Raw genomic sequence first — 18,211 nt, forward strand, 5'->3', positions numbered from 1 at the left:
AATATTTGTCCGTGGCAAGTGAAATATACACTGGCTATGTCACCCAGCCCCCGTTTGGACTGATGATCTGCCCCGTAATGTAACTCGATTCCGGCAAGGAGAGAAAGTAAGCCAGAGAGGCGATTTCATTCGGTTGGGCGAAACGGCCAGCCGGAATCTCCGATTGAAGCGCCTGTTTCTCACCATGATCAAGATGGTTCATCATTTCGGTATCCACCACTCCTGGGGCAATAGCGTTCACCGTAATATGGGATGGAGCCAGCTCCTTGGCCAGTGACTTCGTCAGGGCATTGATCCCGCCTTTGGTGGCTGCATAAGCCGCTTCACAGGAAGCACCCGACTGTCCCCAAACCGAGGAGATATTGATGATTCTTCCCCATTTTTTGCGAATCATCTCCGGCAAGAAGGCCTGTGTACACAAAAAGAGTCCTTTCAGATTGACATTCATCACCTGATCCCATGCCTCTTCTGAAATATCCTGGAATAAGCCGTAATGCGAAATGCCTGCATTGTTAATGAGAATATCAGGTAGCATGTCATGCCCTTCCAGCTTTTCCCTCATCTTCTCAATCTCCTGCTTCTGACTGATGTCCGCCGAGACGGTCAACACCTGGCTGCCCAGGGAAAGGCATGAACGGGCCACTTCGTTGGCGGCCTCGTGGGAAGAACGGTAATGAATGACAATATTCATGCCCACTTGCGCAAAACGCTCGGCAATGGCGGCACCGATTCCGCGGCTCGCACCCGTGATGAGCACCGTATATTCGTGGAGCGGCTTGTTCATGAGGTTGAAACGGCCTCGCTCTCCACAATGGATATCGCCATCTGATCCCAGTCGAAATGCGCGCGCATACAAGCATTCACTTGCTCCAGCTGGAGTTCTTCATAAATGGTGAGCGTATCGAAGAAATCCATCCCTTTAAAGGCGTAATCCGTGAACTGATTGGCGATCGATTCCGGAGCGTTTAGCATCCGCAAGTAACCCCCGATTTTTTTCCTTCTGCTCCGTTCAAAGTCGGCTTCTCGTATGCCTTCACGAAGCACCGATTCAATCTCTTCCTTCAAACGTTTGACGAGTAGGTCGGCATCCGGGGTATCACCGCCAATGATAGAGAAGGCATAGTCAGGATGAGAACGATACTCGCTCCCGAACTGGTCGGTAATGATCTTCTCTTCATACAGCTTTTGATAAAGATCCGAACTGGAGCTGAACAGAACATCCATCACAATCCGCATCTGAATGTCCTTGATGTGAAGCTCGCGACCTTTAGCCGTTTGATTTTCTTTGAAACCGATCAGACATTTAGGCATGGATACGGGCAGTTTCGTTTTCCTCATTTTTTCCCGAACGTCCAGTGGCTCATCTGGATAGAAGCGCGCAATTTTGCCTTGTTCGCCAAAGGTTTTCTTGTTTTGATTATCGCGCACGAGCAGCATGACTTCCTCGGGGTCTACTGCGCCCACTACAAACAAAGCCATATTGGTCGGATGATAGAAGGTACGGTAGCATTCATACAGCATTTCCTTGGTGATGGCCGTAATCGACGGAATCGTACCGGCAATGTCAATATAGACCGGATGCTTCTGATACATCGCACCGATGAGCCCAAAATAGACCCGCCAATCTGGATTGTCCTGATACATATTGATTTCCTGCCCGATAATCCCTTTCTCCTTTTCCACATTTTCGTCTGTAAAGTAGGGATTTTGAACAAAATTGAGCAGCGTTTCGATATTGCTGAACACCTCGTTGGTGGAAGAAAACAAGTAGACGGTACGATCAAAGCTGGTAAAGGCATTGGCAGAAGCACCCTGTGAGGCAAACTGTGCGAAGACATCCCCCTTTGGCTCTTCAAACATTTTATGCTCCAGAAAATGGGCAATACCATCCGGAACCTGAACCCGCTCCTTCCCTTCTACCTGGAAATCACGATCAATCGAGCCATATCGGGTGGCGAAGGTGGCATACGTTTTTTGAAACCCTTTCTTGGGAAGTACATAGACCGTCAAGCCATTGGCCAACGTTTCCACATACAGCTTTTCCTGAATGAGATCATAATGTTTCACTTGCATGTGCAGCGGCCTCCTTTCGATTTCGCAAGAAATAGATGAGTTCCAGCTGAAGCTGGTCGGCAATCTGTTGAATGTCGGTCTTTTGAATGCGGTTGATTTGCCCGATCAGCTCTTCCTGACTGCGATGCTTGCCGGAAAGGATGCCATTAAAATCAAATGCCATCATTTCGAAGGAGGAGTCATTCAGCTCACGCAACTGGTTCATGATCATCGCTTTGGTTTGATTCAGTTCCAGTTCCGAAATGTCGCCATCCTTCATCCATTGCAACTGCTGCTTGATAATATCCACAGCCTTTTCAAACTGATCGATTTCAATGCCGCTCTGAATCGTCAATATACCTTTATGTCCTTCGTAGCGGGAGGCTGCATAATAAGCAAGACTGGCCTTCTCTCTGACATTGACAAACAGCTTGGAATGCGGATATGCCCCCAGGATGCCGTTATACATCAGCATGACCGGATAGGAAGGATGGGCAAATGTAATCGCAGAGCGCAAACCGAGATTCAGCTTCCCTTGCCCGACTTCCAGCTCATCGACGACAGTCCGGATCGGCTGGTTGGAGAGAACGGGTTCCGCTGGCAAATAGGAGCGAACCTCCTCATTCCGATGCGACAGGTCAAAGCTGTTCTCCAGATGGGCGGTTACTTCTTCCAGCCTGGTGTCGCCCACCACATAAATATCGATCATGGATTGTTCGATCCACTGCTTGTAATAGGTATACAGCTCGGCAGACGTCAGCGCCTCAATCTGTGAGAGCTGTCCGAGCGGATGCAGCCGGTAAGGTTCATCCTTGCACAATTCTTCCGTGCAACGTTCTGCCGCATAACGAATTTTGTCATTGATCATAGACTGGATGCGGTTTTTTAGCGTGTTTTTTTCGGCTTCTACATAGCTCTCACGAAAGGAACCATTTTCAATGAGCGGCCTGGTCAAGGCTTCGCCGAGAAAAGATATCGACGCTGCAAGCAGGTCTTGCTGCTCCGAAGGAACGAATTGCGGATGAATCGTATCCATTTTAAACTGCACGATCTGATAATCGCCTCTTTTATAAATATCGAAACCAAAACCGGCTCCGTACAATTCATCCAGCCGTTCTCTAAACTGTTTCGTTTGCGGGTACGATTGCGTCCCTCTTCTCATGACGAAGGGCAACAACGCGGTTTTGGTTACGTGTTCTTCATCTAGCTTCGTACCGATATATACCGAGATGGAAAATGTCTTAAAGCGATCGGTTGGCCATACATGCACATTCATGCCTTTTACCGATGTTCTTTGAAAGGACTCGCTCAAAGGGGTAGCCTCCTTTATGATTCTGTCACTTTTTACCTTTCACCGTCATTCTACCTTATTTTACGAGTTCAATCCAATTTTCATCCCTCCTTTGCCAAACCCGTTTAACGGTATGCGGATAAAAACAAAACCAGCATACACCTTGTATGCTGGTTGATCTTCGTTCCTCTGTTTAAACTTGCTTATCCTTGCTCAAGCTGTCACATACAAAAGATATGCTTGCCAATGCGTTTCACCTGCGGTCGGCTCCAGATCCATTTGGAGGTGGCGGTGTCGGGATTGAAATAATAAATGCAGCCTCCGGTTGGGTCCATGCCATTGAGCGCATCCTGAACGGCTCTTTTAGCCTTTTCATTCGGGGTCAGCCATATTTGTCCATCCGCGACGGCTGTAAAGGCGCCCGGCTGAAAGATAACCCCGGAAACGGTGTTTGGAAAGCTTTTGGAGCGTATGCGATTCAAAATGACCGCCGCGACCGCAATCTGTCCTTCATAGGATTCACCGCGAGCCTCTCCATAAACCGCATTGGCCATCAGTTTGAGATCATTTTGAGAGAGCCCCTGGGCTGCGGGTTGAAGGTTTTGTGCATCCCCGCCTTGCTGCTGCGTTTGATCCGGAGCCTGCTTGTTCGGATTGTGTCCAGGCTTCCACTGCTTTGTCGCTTCCCATAACTTTAACTTGGTTCGGTCTCCGGCGATCCCGTCTACTTCCAGTCCGAATTCAGACTGAAACGTCTTAACGGATTGCAAAGTAGCTGTACCAAAATCGCCATCCACGTTCCCGTCATAAAAGCCGAGGAAGTGAAGACGCCCTTGCAGTTCTCGTACATCCTTCCCCTGCGCCCCATATGCCATCTCATTTTTGCTGAATGTTTCATTGGACTGTGTATGCAGCTTGAACTGCAAAGCGGAGAACAGAACCACCAGAATCAAGCAGGTACTCCATATCAAGCGATATTTCATGTCGATCCGCCTTCCTTTTTCCATGATGTATCCTTATTATGACAACCCCTCCTCGCTTCTATTCTTTTAGTCGTCCATGTCGCGCATGTTCGTATATTGCACCTTGGATTTGAATCATTCACCGTTTATAAAAAAAAGCACAGTCCTCGGTTGGACTGTGCCTTTGCACTGTTCGACTATGAAATCAGGAGCTGATCTGTTGGTACTGCTCCAGACTGATTAACACTTCTCTCGGCTTGCTACCTTCGTATGGTCCGACGATGGATTTCGCTTCCATACTGTCAATCAGGCGGGCAGCACGTGTGTAGCCCACTCTCATTCTGCGCTGGAGCAAGGAGACCGAGGCCTGCTTGGCTTCGAGCACAATTTGAACCGCCTGATCGAACAGCTCATCCTCAAACTCGGGCTGAGCGTCCTGCATGTCATCTACCTGAGGCACCATATCTTCCTGGTACTGGGCATCCTGTTGATCCCGGACAAAGGTAACCACTTTCTCTACCTCCTGATCGGACAGGAAGGCACCTTGCACGCGAGTCGGCTTGGAGGAACCGACGGGCATAAACAGCATGTCTCCTCGACCGAGCAGCTTTTCCGCCCCAACCATGTCGAGAATGGTGCGGGAATCGACCTGGGAAGAGACACCGAAGGCAATACGAGACGGGATGTTTGCCTTGATGACACCCGTAATGACATCGACAGAAGGACGCTGTGTCGCAATGATCAGATGAATACCAGCTGCCCGAGCCATTTGTGCCAGTCGGCAAATCGCATCCTCCACATCATTGGCTGCCACCATCATCAGATCAGCCAGCTCATCGACAATGACGACGATAAGCGGGAGCGGATCGCCACCTTGCTCTGACTGGGCAAGGTACTGATTATAGCCTTCAATATTACGCGTACCGGATTTGGAGAACAGTTCATAGCGCTGTTCCATTTCCTTCACGACCTTCTTCAAAGCCAATGATGCCCGTCTCGGGTCTGTGACGACCGGAGCCAGCAAATGAGGAATGCCATTATAGACGTTCAGCTCTACCATTTTCGGATCAATCATCAGAAATTTCACTTCATCCGGCTTTGCTTTATATAAAATGCTGGTAATAATCCCGTTTATGCAGACCGATTTACCTGAGCCTGTAGCGCCTGCAACGAGCAAGTGAGGCATTTTCGCCAGGTTTGCCACGATGGGCTGACCGGAAATATCCCGTCCGAGTGTAATGGACAATTTCGCATCCGATTTCTGAAAGGACTGTGTCTCCATCACTTCCCGCATCGTAACCACGGATACCTCTGAATTGGGCACTTCGATCCCGATGGCGGATTTGCCAGGGATCGGCGCTTCCATCCGAATGTCCTTTGCCGCCAGAGCTAGGGCGATATCATCCGTCAGGCTGACAATCCGGCTAACTTTCACGCCAATATCGGGCTGAATCTCGTAGCGGGTAACCGAAGGTCCTCTGACTACTTCCAGTACCCTTGCCCGCACGCCAAAGCTCTCCAGTGTTGCTTCCAGCTTTCTGGCATTCGCCCGATAGTCGAGACGACTTCCGGCAAGAGCGGCTTCATCCGGCTTGCTCAGCAATTCAAAGGCAGGCAAGCGATACGGTTTGGGCGGAGGAGCAGGTGGAGCCGAAACCGTCCGTTCCTCTCCCTCCCCTTCAGGCTCATGGGATTGCACCTCAGTATGCAGGACTGGAGATGAAGGCGGGATTTCCCCCTCATCAGCTGTGCGTATCCCCTCATTCGATTGAGCTTGGGCCCCTTCTTCCGTCCCTTTTGCGATGGATTGGCCGGCATCAGGTTGTAAACGGGATGGGTCTTCATCTGGTTGAGCGGCACCAGTATGCAGTTGTTCCTGAAAGTCGCGGAACAACGGTTCATAGCCACTTTCTGCCTGATACACGGTCTCTTCGGGAGCATCTGTGGACGTTTCGGGAGCAGCAGAGACAGGTTCCTCACCTTCCTCTGAAACAAGCTCTCCCTTTTCATTCCCATCCGGATGCTGGTTTTTGTCAGAAGACTGAAACAAAGAGAAGAACAGCTTCCGCTTGCTTGTCGAAGCCGGCTTTGACGTTTCTGTCCAATTTTCCTCATCCAGGTCTTCTTCTACATCAATGTGTTTTTCCACCTCAGACGGGACAGACTCGGACTTTCGGCTTTTGTAGGCGGCATGGGCTTCCCCCAGCCGCAGTTTAAGCTGTTTGCCTACCAATTGGAGCGACGCTCTTCCTTTTCTCAGCATATCGGAGTAGGACCATCCTGTAATACAAATCAGGGCGATGGCAATCAGCGTCCACTTGATCAATTGCGCACCGAGATTGTCAAAGAGTACATAGAGCAGGCCATAGCTCAGAGCACCAATAAACCCTCCGCCTAAACTGTCTAGATACGCGTTCTCTGTGATACTGCCGGACATCTTGTCCGACAGAAGCGTAAACGGCTGTGTCCAGATCTCGATGGTAGTCTGTCCTCCGTACGGATAGCGACTTTCAAACAAGTCTACGTGCAAATGGATGGCACAGGCCAACACAAAGAGCACAATCCCGGTTTTTTTGTACGACCATCCAGTCGGAAATTTCCGTTTGATCATGACAAACAACCCTATGTAAATCCCGATAATCGGTACAATAAAATACAGATGACCCGCCAGCAGGAGGGACATATAACTCAGACCTCGGCCTACTGTGCCAATTCCGGGAACCGAATCCTTCCCGGCCAAAGAAATAAAGGAAAAAACAATGAGCAGAATGCCGTAGACTTCAAATTTCAAGCTGTGACTCAAATTTTTCTTGCGTTTCCGTCGTTTTGCCAAGCCTTCCACCCCCGGTTGTCATTATATCACAATCCGATAAGGCTTGGCATCCGTCTACACGCTAGGAAACCGTCTCTAATCCTGTGCCAAAGCAGGTCTGTAGGACACTTGACACCCCGGCTGCAGTTTGGGGTGCATATAATGGGCAGGATCAGAAGAAATGATACGGACGATGGTAGCGGTGCGTGCATCCACCGCCTGAACTTGCATGGTAATACCCTCTACTTCTATCTCCTGAAAGTGCTCCGTCTGTTCGTCCATTCCTTCCCATATTTGTTCGAGCGGTACAGGGGTATACAGGATCATTGCATGACTCTCCCTTGCATGCCCGTCAGCTTTTGCTGCTCGATCAGTCTGTTCAGCATCTGAATGGCTTCGCCTACTCCTCCGACACCATCAATCAATCCATGACGAACGGCATCCTCACCAATGACAGTTGTCCCAATATCTCGCGTCAGCTCTCCTGTTTTGAACATCAATTTCTTGAACACTTCTTCGGTTACATTGGAGTGGGCGGTGACAAACCGTACCACTCGATCCTGCATTTTATCAATATATTCAAACGTTTGCGGAACACCGATCACCAGTCCATTCATGCGGATGGGATGAATGGTCATCGTTGCGGTCTCGGCAATGATGGAGTAGTTGGATGAAACAGCGATCGGCACCCCGATGCTGTGACCGCCACCAAGAACGATCGTCACGGTCGGTTTGGAGATGGAGGAGATCATTTCGGCGATAGCCAACCCGGCTTCCACATCCCCGCCAACCGTATTTAAAATGATCAGTACACCCTCGATTTTCGGATTGGTTTCCGCGGCAACGAGCTGTGGAATAATATGTTCGTATTTGGTTGTTTTGTTTTGTGGAGGCAATACGATATGACCTTCTACCTGCCCGATAATCGTGACGCAATGAATATTGGAATCCATCTGAGGCACGTTTGTCTGACCGAGTTGCTGAATATTTTCTGTAACGGGATTTTTCTTGTCACCAGGTGATGGGGGTTGAGGCGGCTGCACCTGAGGCTGTGTCATTCTGGGATCTTGTCCGAATCCGACTCCCGGGGGTTGATAGCGATTCATCAGGCAGAACTCCTTTATTTGAATGTTGGATTACCGTATTATGCTTTGAATAATCCGGATGATTTATACAGACTCAGAAATCAGAACATAAAAAAACAGTTCTCCAGGGGATATTTCCCGAGGAGAACTGCTTGTTGACTGTTCGGTTTCTTAAGTGACTGTGGTATTTCACTATACTTCCATAATGATGGGTAAGATCATTGGTCTTCTACGAGTTTGTTCATATAAAAAGCGACCTAAAGCTTCTTTGACATGTGTTTTCAGGGATGCCCATTCATTCACATTTTCATTCATGAGTTTGTTCAGTGTGGAAGAGACAATGCGGTTCGCTTCATCCAGCAATCCTTCAGACTCCCGGACGTAAACAAACCCGCGGGAGATAATGTCCGGACCGGATAGAATCTTCCCTTCCTGCTTGCTCAGTGTCACGACCACAACCAAGATGCCGTCCTGAGACAGGAGCTTGCGGTCTCTAAGCACGATATTGCCTACATCGCCCACACCGAGTCCATCGATCAGGACATTACCGGACTGGACTTTGGAGCCTCTGCGTGCGACACCGTTCTGAATCTCCACGGTATCCCCATTATCCATAATGAAGATGTTTTCTTTCTCTACGCCGATCCCTTCTGCCAGCAGACCGTGATGACGAAGCATACGGTATTCACCGTGGATCGGAATAAAGTATTTCGGTTTCATCAAGTTCAGCATCAGCTTCAGTTCTTCCTGACTGCCATGTCCAGATACGTGGACACCCGAAACGCTACCCGGTCCATAGATGACATTGGCACCCAGTCGGAACAACTCATCGACCGTACGTCCGACGAATTTCTCGTTGCCCGGAATCGGTGTAGCCGCGATGATAACGGTATCACCCGGTAGAATGTCCACCTTTTTGTGGGTGGATCTCGCCATACGGGTCAGGGCAGACATCGGCTCACCCTGAGATCCGGTAGACAAGATCACGACACGATCTGCCGGGAGCTTGTTCACTTCATCCGGTTCGATCAGCATGCCGTCCGGCATATTGAGGTACCCAAGCTCTGTCGCAATGGAAACGACGTTGACCATGCTGCGTCCCATAACGGCCAGCTTGCGGTTCGTCTTGTAAGCTGCTTCGATGACCTGCTGAATCCGGTGGATATTGGAAGCGAAGGTCGCTACGACCACTCGCTGATCCGCATTGCGGAACACTTCTTGCAGTTCCACCCCTACACTTTTCTCCGAAGGCGTGAAGCCAGGACGTTCAGCATTCGTACTGTCTGACAGCAGTGCCAGTACACCACGGCTTCCGATATCGGCCATCTGGTGCAGGTCTGCATACTGATTGTTTACCGGTGTATGATCGAACTTGAAATCCCCCGTGTGCACAATCAAACCTTCTGGTGTATCGATGCAGACACCAACTGAATCCGGAATACTGTGATTGGTGGCAAAGAAGGTCGCGACCAATTTACCCAGCTTGACCTCAGAATCCGCGTTAATCAGAATTCGTTTCGTCTCCCCAAGCAAGTTGGCTTCTCTCAGCTTCGCTTCAATCAGACCGAGCGTAAGCTTTGTTCCATAGATGGGAACATTTAACTGCTTCAGCACGTATGGCAAACCGCCAATATGGTCTTCGTGTCCATGGGTAATGAGAATGCCTCTCACCTTGTCTCTGTTCTCCAGCAAGTAAGAAATATCCGGAATAACGACATCGACGCCTAACATATCCTCTTCTGGGAACTTGAGACCAGAATCAACCACCACAATATCTTGACCATATTGAATCACATACATATTTTTTCCGATTTCACCCAAGCCGCCAAGAGCGAAAATCGTACATTTATCTTGATTTTTCTTAAACAAATCATAACCCTCCTATAATTTTGGTTGACGACTTTTTATATAAACATTGAAACTCGAGAATTTTTTGAACCGTACCCAGTCACTTGAAAATTATTATACATGAAGCGCGAACCAAAAAACAAGTTGCGAAAACCTCTTGTATGTATTACCCTTCCCGAAAAAAGGTGAACCGATGCTTCCGCTGCATCGGTTCATTTTGTAAAACAGGCTGTTTGTCTATCGTCTAAACCGCGAAAAGCTGACGAATAAATTCCTTTTCCAGTTCATTCGCTTCCACGAGAGGCAGCCTTACTCCGCCAACCGGCACGCCGTGCAGGGAGAGGGCGTACTTGACCGGAACCGGGTTCGGACAAATAAACATCCCCGTCAAGATATCCAATAGCTCGCTGTGCTGTTTGGACGCCTCCATGACGTTGCCGGAAAGGTAGTTGTTGATCATTTGTTTCATCTGCCGACCCACGACGTGGCCACTTACGCTAACTACCCCATAGCCGCCCACAGCCAAGCAAGGCAGAGCCAAATTGTCATCACCGCTATATACTTTAAAGGAATCATCCGTCATAGCGGCAATTTTGGTCATTTGATCCAGATCCGCCGATGCTTCTTTGGTCGAGGTGATATTCGGAATCTGCGCTAACCGGACCGTCGTTTCGACCGTCAAATGTACACCAGTACGCTTCGGAATATTGTACAGCATAATCGGCAGGCTGGTGGAATCTGCAATCGCTTTGAAATGCTGATACATTCCTTCCTGCGTCGGTCTGTTGTAATAAGGTGCAACCAGCAATATTCCGTCCACACCGCATTTTTCTGCTTCCTCGGTCAAATGAATGGAGTGTGCGGTATTGTTGGAGCCCGTGCCCGCAATGACTTTACAGCGCCCATAGGCCGCTTTGACGACGAGCTGGAACAACCTGATCTTTTCTTCATCTGTCAAGGTCGGGGATTCCCCAGTTGTGCCGCACACCACGATACTATCGGATTGCTGTTCTTCGATTAAATAATTCACAAGCTTTTCCACTTGTGCTTCATCGACCTGCAAGTCCGCATCAAACGGCGTCACCATCGCCGTAATCAATCTCCCAAAATCCACATTACCTTCCCCCTCATCCAAGTCGGCCCGCAGCCGTTTCGTCCATAATATGAAGATGGAACTTGGCGTGCAAGGCCTGCACAGCGGTTTCCATCTGATCGCCGCTGACCAAAACCCAAATGGTCGTATTCGAATCAGCTGATTGTAGTATTTGAACATCCGCTTCGGTGAGAGCTTCTACGATGGAGGCCATGATGCCAGGAACACCATTCATCCCTCCGCCAATGACGGATATCTTTGCACTGTTTGGATAATTGATGGCTTCGTATCCCAAACTTTGAAGTACCGACATGGCCTTTTCACGTTGATGATCGAATACCGTATACACTACCCCGGAAGGGTTGACGTTAATAAAGTCCACGCTAATCTGATGGTTCGCCATCGCTTTAAACACTTTTAACTGAAGGTCATATTGCCCTTCAGCCGCCATAATTTGAATTTGTGTGACACCAGACACACTTGCAATGCCCGTTACATATCGGTCTTTGACCATGCGATTCATTCTGGACAAATGTTCCTCAGACGTGACAAGTGTCCCTTCATCATCAGAAAAGGTCGATCGCACCCGAATGGGAATGTGGGCTTGCATCGCCACTTCCACGGCTCTTGGATGGATGACCTTTGCCCCTTGCTGGGCCATATTGCATATTTCCGCGTAGCTAACCATGTTCAGCCGTCGCGCTTCTTTCACCACTTTGGGATCAGCAGTCAGAATGCCGTTCACATCCGTAAAGATATCGACACAATCCGCCTGAAGCGCTGCTCCGATCGCCGTGGCAGAAGTATCGCTGCCCCCTCTTCCGAGCGTGGCAATGTCATCGGAGTCTACTTTTCCCTGAAATCCCGTGATGATCACGACCTTGCCTTCGGACAGCAAATGCCGGATACGATGGGTCTGAATCGAAACGATCTGGGCATTTCCGTAACACCCATTGGTGATAACACCTGCCTGAGCACCGGTAAGAACCGTTGCCTCAATGCCCTGACTGAGCAGAAGATTGCACATCATGGTAGCGGAAATGGTTTCCCCGCATGCAAGCAGCAGATCCTTCTCCCGCTCCGGCAAGTGGTTTCCATCGGCCTGAACCATTTCCAGCAATGTATCCGTTGCATAGGGCTGGCCTTTTCGCCCCATTGCGGAAACCACCACGACGAGCTGGTAATTGGACTCGAGTGCTTTCTTCATATGTCCAAGGGCATGTTGACGGGCTTCAGCTGTTCCGAGCGAAGTCCCGCCATATTTTTGCACCAATATACGCACTTGGTCTCCCTCCTGTTGCTGTCATTCCTGGTAGTATCGGGTCATGACTGTGCGGGTACAAGTTCAATGATCGTGATTCAAAAGTCATCGCCCTATATAAAAATATCTGCAAACCAGATCAGTCTATGATTTTTTTGCAATGTATTCGGCAATTTGCACCGCATTCCATGCTGCGCCCTTTAACAGATTATCAGAGACAACCCACATATTCAATGCCTTTTCATTGGTTAAATCCTTGCGCAGTCTTCCCACGAACACATCCAGTTTGCCTGCTGCTTCAGTGGCCAGCGGATAATGCTGTTCATCCATATTGTCCTGTAAGACAACGCCTGGTGCATTCTCCAGAATCGAGCGCACTTCTGCCAGATCGAAATCTTCCTTGAATTCCACATACAGCGACTCCGAATGTCCATAAACAACCGGGATCCGTACGCAAGTAGCGGTAACGCCAATCGAGTCATCTCCCATGATTTTCTTCGTTTCACGGATCATCTTCATCTCTTCCATGGTGAATCCATTTTCCTGGAAGACATCAATTTGCGGAATCGCATTGAAAGCAATCTGATGCTTTTTAGGCAAGCTTCCGACTGGCAGCATATCCGGATTAACGTCTTGCTCGTCAAGAACCGCCTTGCTTTGACGAAGCGTTTCGTCAATCGCGCTTTGTCCGGCACCTGAGACTGCTTGATAGGTAGAAACGATAATTTGCTTGATGCCATAACGATCATGAAGCGGCTTCAAAGCTGCCACCATTTGAATGGTGGAACAGTTCGGGTTGGCAATGATGCCTTTGTGTTCATTGATTTTCTCGACATTGACTTCCGGCACCACCAGCGGCGTGTCGGGGTCCATCCGGTAGGCATTGGTGTTGTCGATACAGATGACGCCTCGCTCCACCGCATGTGGAGCCAGTGCCTTGCTGACCGATCCTCCCGCGCTGAATAATGCAATGTCCACTCCATCAAAGCTCTCCGGCTTGGCTTCCTCTACCACAATCTCTTCACCCTTGAAAGCGACCTTCTTGCCTGCAGAACGTGCTGAAGACAAAAGCTTCAGGGATTGAATCGGGAAGTCTCTTTCCTCTAGCAATCTTAAAATTTGTTGACCTACTGCACCTGTTGCTCCTACTACTGCAAGATGAAACAATTTCTGATTCGACATATTTTTCTGCTCCCCTTTTCAAGAATATGTGTCTACCGATCGTGTACGTGTGCCCACCTGCGCAGGCTTTACCTATCTACAAGCATTGCTCTGCTGTATATGCTTCACTGCATATAATTGAACTTTTCTACAACCATTGGTTGCAGTTGCTTTCCTTGCAAGGCGGCCTCACAGGCCTCCATGATCAGCTCCATGCGGGCAACCAGCGAATTCGGCTTGCCTTCTGGCGAGTCCTGCCCAAACGGTACAAAATAAATGTGTTTGGCGGTAATCAGCTTGGCGATATTAGCGAGATTAAATCCAAGTCCATCGTTGGTAGAAATGCCAAGTACAACCGGACGCTGATTTCGCATCTGTGCCTTCGCGGCCATTAGCACCGGACTGTCTGTCATGGCGTTCGCCAGCTTGCTTGTCGTGTTACCTGTACAAGGAGAAATGGTCAATACATCGAGCAGTTTGGATGGTCCCAGCGGTTCTGCATCCACGATTGTAGCAATAATATCATTACCGGTTATATCTTTCAACTGTTTTTGCCAATCTTCTGCTTTTCCAAACCGGGTGTCTGTTTGAATGAGAGAATACGAGGCAATAGGGTACACATTGGCTCCTGCATCTACAAATCGCTTGATCTGAGGCATCACTTCCTCAAAGGTGCAGTGAGATCCAGACAAGGCGTAACCAACATTGATTCCGTTCCAGTTCATGAGCTGGCCCCTTTCTTTCGCTGTTCTTCCAGGATGAGATCCGTCACACAATTCGCAATGATTTTTCCGGCAGTTTTCGGGGCGACAATGCCTGGCAAGCCCGGTGCCAGCATCGCCTTGATTCCCCTTCTCTCGGCAAATCGAAAATCAGTCCCGCCCGGCTTCGAGGCAAGATCAATGATCACTGCACGATGAGGCATGGCCGCAATGACCTGGGCGGTGACAATCCTGTCCGGAATGGTATTGAAGAGCAGATCCACCTGTGCGACATGCTTCGTGATCGTGTGGGTATAGAAGGGATGAAAGTTCATCTCTTCGGCCCGTGCGAATTGTTCCTTCCTTCTCACGCCAACATGCACCTGTGCACCCAGTCCCTGCAAGCTTCTGGCCAGTGTAAACCCGGTGCGACCCATTCCCAGCACCATGCATGTCGATCCATGTATCGTAAAATCCGTGTTTTGAATGGCGAGCAAGATCGCGCCTTCCGCCGTCGGAATGGAATTATAGATGGCCACATCATCTCGTTCCAGTATTTCCACGAGTCTGATCGCATGCTCTGTGCATATATTTCGAAGAAAGGGCTTTGCCATCCCCGTATAAACGACACATTGCTGTTTGAGTACGTTGAAATGACCTTGCTCCAGGACAATTTCATCCGAAGAAAACACCGCATTGATCTTCCCCTGGTCATCGGTCCCGACCACAGGCAGAATAATCACGTCGGCCTCCGACAAAATCTCTTCTGACATCGAGGCTGTGCGCACGCCGGGAAACGGTGTCTGCAAGTTGTCAAATCCGATCAGGGTAACGGATGCATCCATTTCAGAGAACTTCTGAATGACTTCCAGTTGCCTGGCATCTCCACCAATGACGACCGCTTGAATGCCTGTTAACATGGCTCACACTCCTTTCTGTGACGCTTCACATCACATACTATGCGTGCGCCCATTTATCCGTGCCTGATCTCCTGCTCCCCTGACCCGTTCCTGTTGGCTGTAGATGGATAGCTGTCGGAACGAAAAAAAGCACCTCGCAGCGGAATTCGCAGCAGGTGCTCTTGACTGATCTTGATCTGTTTCATTTGTTGGATTTGATATCACTCTATTGGCCTGTATGTCCAAATCCGCCGCTGCCGCGCACGGTCTCGGACAGCTCCAAGACGGTTTCCAGTTGAATGCGGGGTACATACTGAAACACCATTTGTGCGATGCGTTCTCCACGTTCAATCCGGAATGATTCCTGTCCGTGGTTGATGAGCAACACTTTCACTTCACCCCGATAATCCGCATCGATCGTGCCCGGACTGTTCAGACAGGTAATCCCGTGCTTGTACGCCAGTCCACTGCGCGGACGAATCTGCGCTTCCAGCCCAGCTGGCATACTGAGGGCGAACCCGGTCGGGATGAGCGCCCGTTCTCCCGGCTTCAGCTCAACGGTATCCGTCACAGCTGCATACAGATCAAATCCTGCGGCTAGTTCGGACATTTGTTTGGGCAACGGAAGATTCTCGCCGCCCTCCAATCGTTTAATCTGTACCGTAGCTTGCATGATATTCTCTCCTTACCCGATCAAATTCCTCAACGGTGTGACCAACCATGGCAGAGGCGAATGGTTTAGCCAGCACTTCCCCAATCATCTTCTCGACCGTCTCCATCTCAATGGCCTCGATTCGTTCGATCATTTCATCCAGGGTGTAGTGCTTTTGCAACAGCAATTCATTTTTGCCGATTCGGTTCATTCTGCTGCTATTGCTCTCCAGGCTCAGGATCAGACTGCCCTTCATCTGTTCCTTGCCGCGCTGCAGTTCCTCTTCTGTCAGCCCATCCTCGATTAGCTTGACCAGCAATTCCCGCGTCACCTTGAGCGCTTCATCGGTCTGCTTCGGAACGGTTCCCAGGTAAATCGTAAACAAACCACTGTCCATATGGGCAGAATGATAAGAATAAACGGAATAGGCCAGTCCGCGCTTCTCTCTGATTTCCTGGAACAGTCTGGAGCTCATTCCACCCCCGATGTTATTGTTCAGGAGTACCATGGCATACAAGTCTTCATCCTTGATCGAACGACCGGGAAACGCCAGACAGATATGATTTTGCTCGGTTGTTTTATCCAGAAAAGCATGATTCGGGGCAAAAGAAGGCAAGGTCAGCTCTGTAGCCTTTGCACCGGAAGTCATGCGGGAAAAGTATTGCTCCAGAAGCGGCAGTACCGATTCATCGACATTGCCGACCAGACTGATGACCGTTTGATCCACCGTGTAATGCTCATCCATATACTGTTTCAAATCCGCCGGTGTAAATGCCGCCAGATTGTCCTCGGTTCCCAGAATCGGATAGCTGAGGGAATGATCGCCGTAAGAAGCTTGTGCGATCAAATCGTGCACGTGGTCATCCGGGGTATCCTCGTACATGGCGATCTCTTCCAGGACAACGTTCTTTTCCTTGCGAAGCTCTTCCTCATCCATCAGCGAGTCGAAAAACATGCTGGACATCACATCAAGCGTGCCGTTCAAATGCTCATCCAGCACTTTCGCATAATAGCACGTATATTCTTTTGAAGTAAACGCATTGACGAATCCGCCGATGCCATCGAAATAATCTGCAATCTGTTTTGCTGTAAACCGGTCCGTTCCTTTAAACAGCATATGTTCAATCAAATGGGATATCCCGTTTTGAGCTGCGGATTCATTCCGCGAGCCGGTTTTCACCCAAATGCCAAAAGAAACCGATCTGCACGTCGGGATGGTTTCCATGGCGATGCGAAGTCCATTTTGAAGTCGATATACATTCACGTATGCAGCATCCTCCTAAACAACAAGTGACCATTCTCTGAATGGGTGTGGCATTCATTCTTCACTCGTATCTTATCAAAATTGCAAGGGTACCTCAACAGAATCAACGCGGTTCGGAGAAATCAGATCCGAAACGGTACTGATGTGCAGCCCCTTTTTCTTTATTTCCTTGATCATCTCAGGCAAAGCAGCACTGGAGGAATCGGTCGGATGCATCAGGATCAGCGCACCCGGCTCCACTTGTGTACGAATTTTTTGCACGATTTGAGCGGGTGGCGGATGCCTCCAATCGACCGTATCTAACGTCCATAAAATCGTATATAGGCCAAGGGACTTTGCGATTTTCACTGTCTCTTGATCAAAATCACCAGAAGGCGGTGCAAACAGCTGATTGTCCACTCCGAGTTCCCGCAGCAGCTTCTCTGTCTTCTCTATTTCCGTCCTTGCCCGGTAAGCAGACAACTCACTCATATTCGGATGGCTATAGGCATGATTGGACAGCTCATGACCAGCGCGCAGTAGTTCCCTGGCCGTATCCATATGCTTGGACAGCCAGGAACCGTCCAGAAAAAAGGTGGCGCTGACATTTTCCCGGTCGAGGGTCTCAAGCATCGCGGGCAAATATTCTTCGCCCCACGCGACATTGATCATCAATGCGGTCATTGGCTTTCTTGGATTTCCTCTGTAGATCGGCTGAGCACCCAGATCAGAGAGTTCAATCTGTGGCTCGACTTCTTCCAATACCCAGTAGATGTCGCCCTTTCCTTTGCGCGAGACCTGATAGGTTTGCTCCAGATTGACCTTTAAGCCTTTGTATGGCGGGATCGCCTTCCAGACCCGATCAATGCGGGCGTTCGAAGCGGGTTCATTGATCGTATCGGCCTCATCTGCGATACGCGACATCCACGCATCCCTTTCATCGCTTACTGGCATCGCCTTGTATGTCTCAGTCGAAGGGGGCCACTCATAGGAAAAGGCATCCCTTGCATGCAGCACTTTTACCGTCTGTACATACGCTCCCAGGTCAGGCAACTGATTCATCAACAGGATCGTGCTCATCACGATCCACAACATGATCCATGTTCTCTTTTGTTTCATCCTTCCTACTCCTTCATTCGAAATGCTTCCAT

Annotated in this window: 16 protein-coding genes; all 16 read right to left on the reverse strand. The window is 49.4% G+C overall.

All coding sequences use genetic code 11. From position 1 onward, the window contains the following. Positions 1-34 precede the first annotated feature (34 nt). The gene (gene ymfI / locus ACFSUC_RS00265) at positions 35-784 is read right to left on the reverse strand and encodes an elongation factor P 5-aminopentanone reductase (RefSeq protein WP_379927385.1); all 750 of its coding nucleotides are present in this window, start codon (positions 782-784) and stop codon (positions 35-37) included. Further along, positions 781-2,073 carry an EF-P 5-aminopentanol modification-associated protein YfmH gene (gene yfmH, locus ACFSUC_RS00270; RefSeq protein ID WP_379927386.1) on the reverse strand — a complete coding sequence of 431 codons (1,293 nt, stop codon included), beginning with the start codon at positions 2,071-2,073 and terminating at the stop codon, positions 781-783. The genes ymfI and yfmH overlap by 4 nt, the downstream gene beginning before the upstream one ends. Next, complete coding sequence (gene yfmF / locus ACFSUC_RS00275) at positions 2,054-3,328, reverse strand: EF-P 5-aminopentanol modification-associated protein YfmF (RefSeq protein ID WP_379927640.1); 1,275 nt, start codon at positions 3,326-3,328, stop codon at positions 2,054-2,056. The genes yfmH and yfmF overlap by 20 nt, the downstream gene beginning before the upstream one ends. Positions 3,329-3,564: 236 nt before the next feature. Beyond that, positions 3,565-4,326 carry a spore cortex-lytic enzyme gene (gene sleB / locus ACFSUC_RS00280; protein ID WP_379927387.1) on the reverse strand — a complete coding sequence of 254 codons (762 nt, stop codon included), beginning with the start codon at positions 4,324-4,326 and terminating at the stop codon, positions 3,565-3,567. 184 nt (positions 4,327-4,510) lie between these two features. Beyond that, positions 4,511-7,138: a DNA translocase FtsK gene (locus ACFSUC_RS00285; RefSeq protein ID WP_379927388.1), complete on the reverse strand. Its 2,628-nt coding sequence runs from the start codon at positions 7,136-7,138 to the stop codon at positions 4,511-4,513. 75 nt (positions 7,139-7,213) lie between these two features. Then, a complete protein-coding gene (locus ACFSUC_RS00290; protein WP_379927389.1) occupies positions 7,214-7,444 on the reverse strand; it encodes a YlzJ-like family protein in 231 nt (76 codons plus the stop codon). Beyond that, on the reverse strand, positions 7,441-8,223 hold the full coding sequence (locus ACFSUC_RS00295) for a ClpP family protease (protein WP_379927390.1): 783 nt from the start codon (positions 8,221-8,223) through the stop codon (positions 7,441-7,443). The genes ACFSUC_RS00290 and ACFSUC_RS00295 overlap by 4 nt, the downstream gene beginning before the upstream one ends. 171 nt (positions 8,224-8,394) lie before the next feature. Further along, positions 8,395-10,071, reverse strand: coding sequence for a ribonuclease J (locus ACFSUC_RS00300; protein WP_379927391.1), 1,677 nt, complete (start codon positions 10,069-10,071; stop codon positions 8,395-8,397). Between the two features lie 223 nt (positions 10,072-10,294). Further along, positions 10,295-11,164 (reverse strand): 4-hydroxy-tetrahydrodipicolinate synthase, encoded by an 870-nt coding sequence (gene dapA / locus ACFSUC_RS00305; RefSeq protein ID WP_379927392.1) that lies wholly within the window; start codon positions 11,162-11,164, stop codon positions 10,295-10,297. Positions 11,165-11,177: 13 nt separating this feature from the next. After that, a complete protein-coding gene (dapG, locus tag ACFSUC_RS00310; RefSeq protein ID WP_379927393.1) occupies positions 11,178-12,425 on the reverse strand; it encodes an aspartate kinase in 1,248 nt (415 codons plus the stop codon). Positions 12,426-12,548: 123 nt separating this feature from the next. Further along, positions 12,549-13,586 (reverse strand): aspartate-semialdehyde dehydrogenase, encoded by a 1,038-nt coding sequence (locus ACFSUC_RS00315; protein ID WP_379927394.1) that lies wholly within the window; start codon positions 13,584-13,586, stop codon positions 12,549-12,551. Positions 13,587-13,690: 104 nt separating this feature from the next. After that, positions 13,691-14,290, reverse strand: coding sequence for a dipicolinate synthase subunit B (locus tag ACFSUC_RS00320; RefSeq protein WP_379927395.1), 600 nt, complete (start codon positions 14,288-14,290; stop codon positions 13,691-13,693). After that, the gene (gene dpsA, locus ACFSUC_RS00325; RefSeq protein WP_379927396.1) at positions 14,287-15,186 is read right to left on the reverse strand and encodes a dipicolinate synthase subunit DpsA; all 900 of its coding nucleotides are present in this window, start codon (positions 15,184-15,186) and stop codon (positions 14,287-14,289) included. The genes ACFSUC_RS00320 and dpsA overlap by 4 nt, the downstream gene beginning before the upstream one ends. A gap of 205 nt (positions 15,187-15,391) precedes the next feature. Continuing rightward, positions 15,392-15,838 (reverse strand): dUTP diphosphatase, encoded by a 447-nt coding sequence (gene dut, locus ACFSUC_RS00330; RefSeq protein WP_379927397.1) that lies wholly within the window; start codon positions 15,836-15,838, stop codon positions 15,392-15,394. Next, on the reverse strand, positions 15,816-17,042 hold the full coding sequence (locus ACFSUC_RS00335) for a M16 family metallopeptidase (protein WP_379927641.1): 1,227 nt from the start codon (positions 17,040-17,042) through the stop codon (positions 15,816-15,818). Before ACFSUC_RS00335 ends, dut begins: the two co-directional genes overlap by 23 nt. 114 nt (positions 17,043-17,156) lie before the next feature. Then, on the reverse strand, positions 17,157-18,179 hold the full coding sequence (locus ACFSUC_RS00340) for a polysaccharide deacetylase family protein (protein WP_379927398.1): 1,023 nt from the start codon (positions 18,177-18,179) through the stop codon (positions 17,157-17,159). Between the last annotated feature and the right edge of the window lie 32 nt (positions 18,180-18,211).

Origin of the sequence: Marinicrinis sediminis (assembly GCF_042685085.1) — a bacterium.
Taxonomy (GTDB): Bacteria; Bacillota; Bacilli; order Paenibacillales; family KCTC-33676; genus Marinicrinis; species Marinicrinis sediminis.

What these genes read in the sequence shown, in the direction of transcription:
- ymfI (WP_379927385.1), bottom strand. Translation starts at nt 784, where the DNA reads ATGAACAAGCCGCTCCACGAATATACGGTGCTCATCACGGGTGCGAGC.
- yfmH (WP_379927386.1), bottom strand. Translation starts at nt 2,073, where the DNA reads ATGCAAGTGAAACATTATGATCTCATTCAGGAAAAGCTGTATGTGGAA.
- yfmF (WP_379927640.1), bottom strand. Translation starts at nt 3,328, where the DNA reads ATGAATGTGCATGTATGGCCAACCGATCGCTTTAAGACATTTTCCATC.
- sleB (WP_379927387.1), bottom strand. Translation starts at nt 4,326, where the DNA reads ATGAAATATCGCTTGATATGGAGTACCTGCTTGATTCTGGTGGTTCTG.
- ACFSUC_RS00290 (WP_379927389.1), bottom strand. Translation starts at nt 7,444, where the DNA reads ATGATCCTGTATACCCCTGTACCGCTCGAACAAATATGGGAAGGAATG.
- ACFSUC_RS00295 (WP_379927390.1), bottom strand. Translation starts at nt 8,223, where the DNA reads ATGAATCGCTATCAACCCCCGGGAGTCGGATTCGGACAAGATCCCAGA.
- ACFSUC_RS00315 (WP_379927394.1), bottom strand. Translation starts at nt 13,586, where the DNA reads ATGTCGAATCAGAAATTGTTTCATCTTGCAGTAGTAGGAGCAACAGGT.
- ACFSUC_RS00320 (WP_379927395.1), bottom strand. Translation starts at nt 14,290, where the DNA reads ATGAACTGGAACGGAATCAATGTTGGTTACGCCTTGTCTGGATCTCAC.
- dpsA (WP_379927396.1), bottom strand. Translation starts at nt 15,186, where the DNA reads ATGTTAACAGGCATTCAAGCGGTCGTCATTGGTGGAGATGCCAGGCAA.
- dut (WP_379927397.1), bottom strand. Translation starts at nt 15,838, where the DNA reads ATGCAAGCTACGGTACAGATTAAACGATTGGAGGGCGGCGAGAATCTT.
- ACFSUC_RS00335 (WP_379927641.1), bottom strand. Translation starts at nt 17,042, where the DNA reads ATGGAAACCATCCCGACGTGCAGATCGGTTTCTTTTGGCATTTGGGTG.
- ACFSUC_RS00340 (WP_379927398.1), bottom strand. Translation starts at nt 18,179, where the DNA reads ATGAAACAAAAGAGAACATGGATCATGTTGTGGATCGTGATGAGCACG.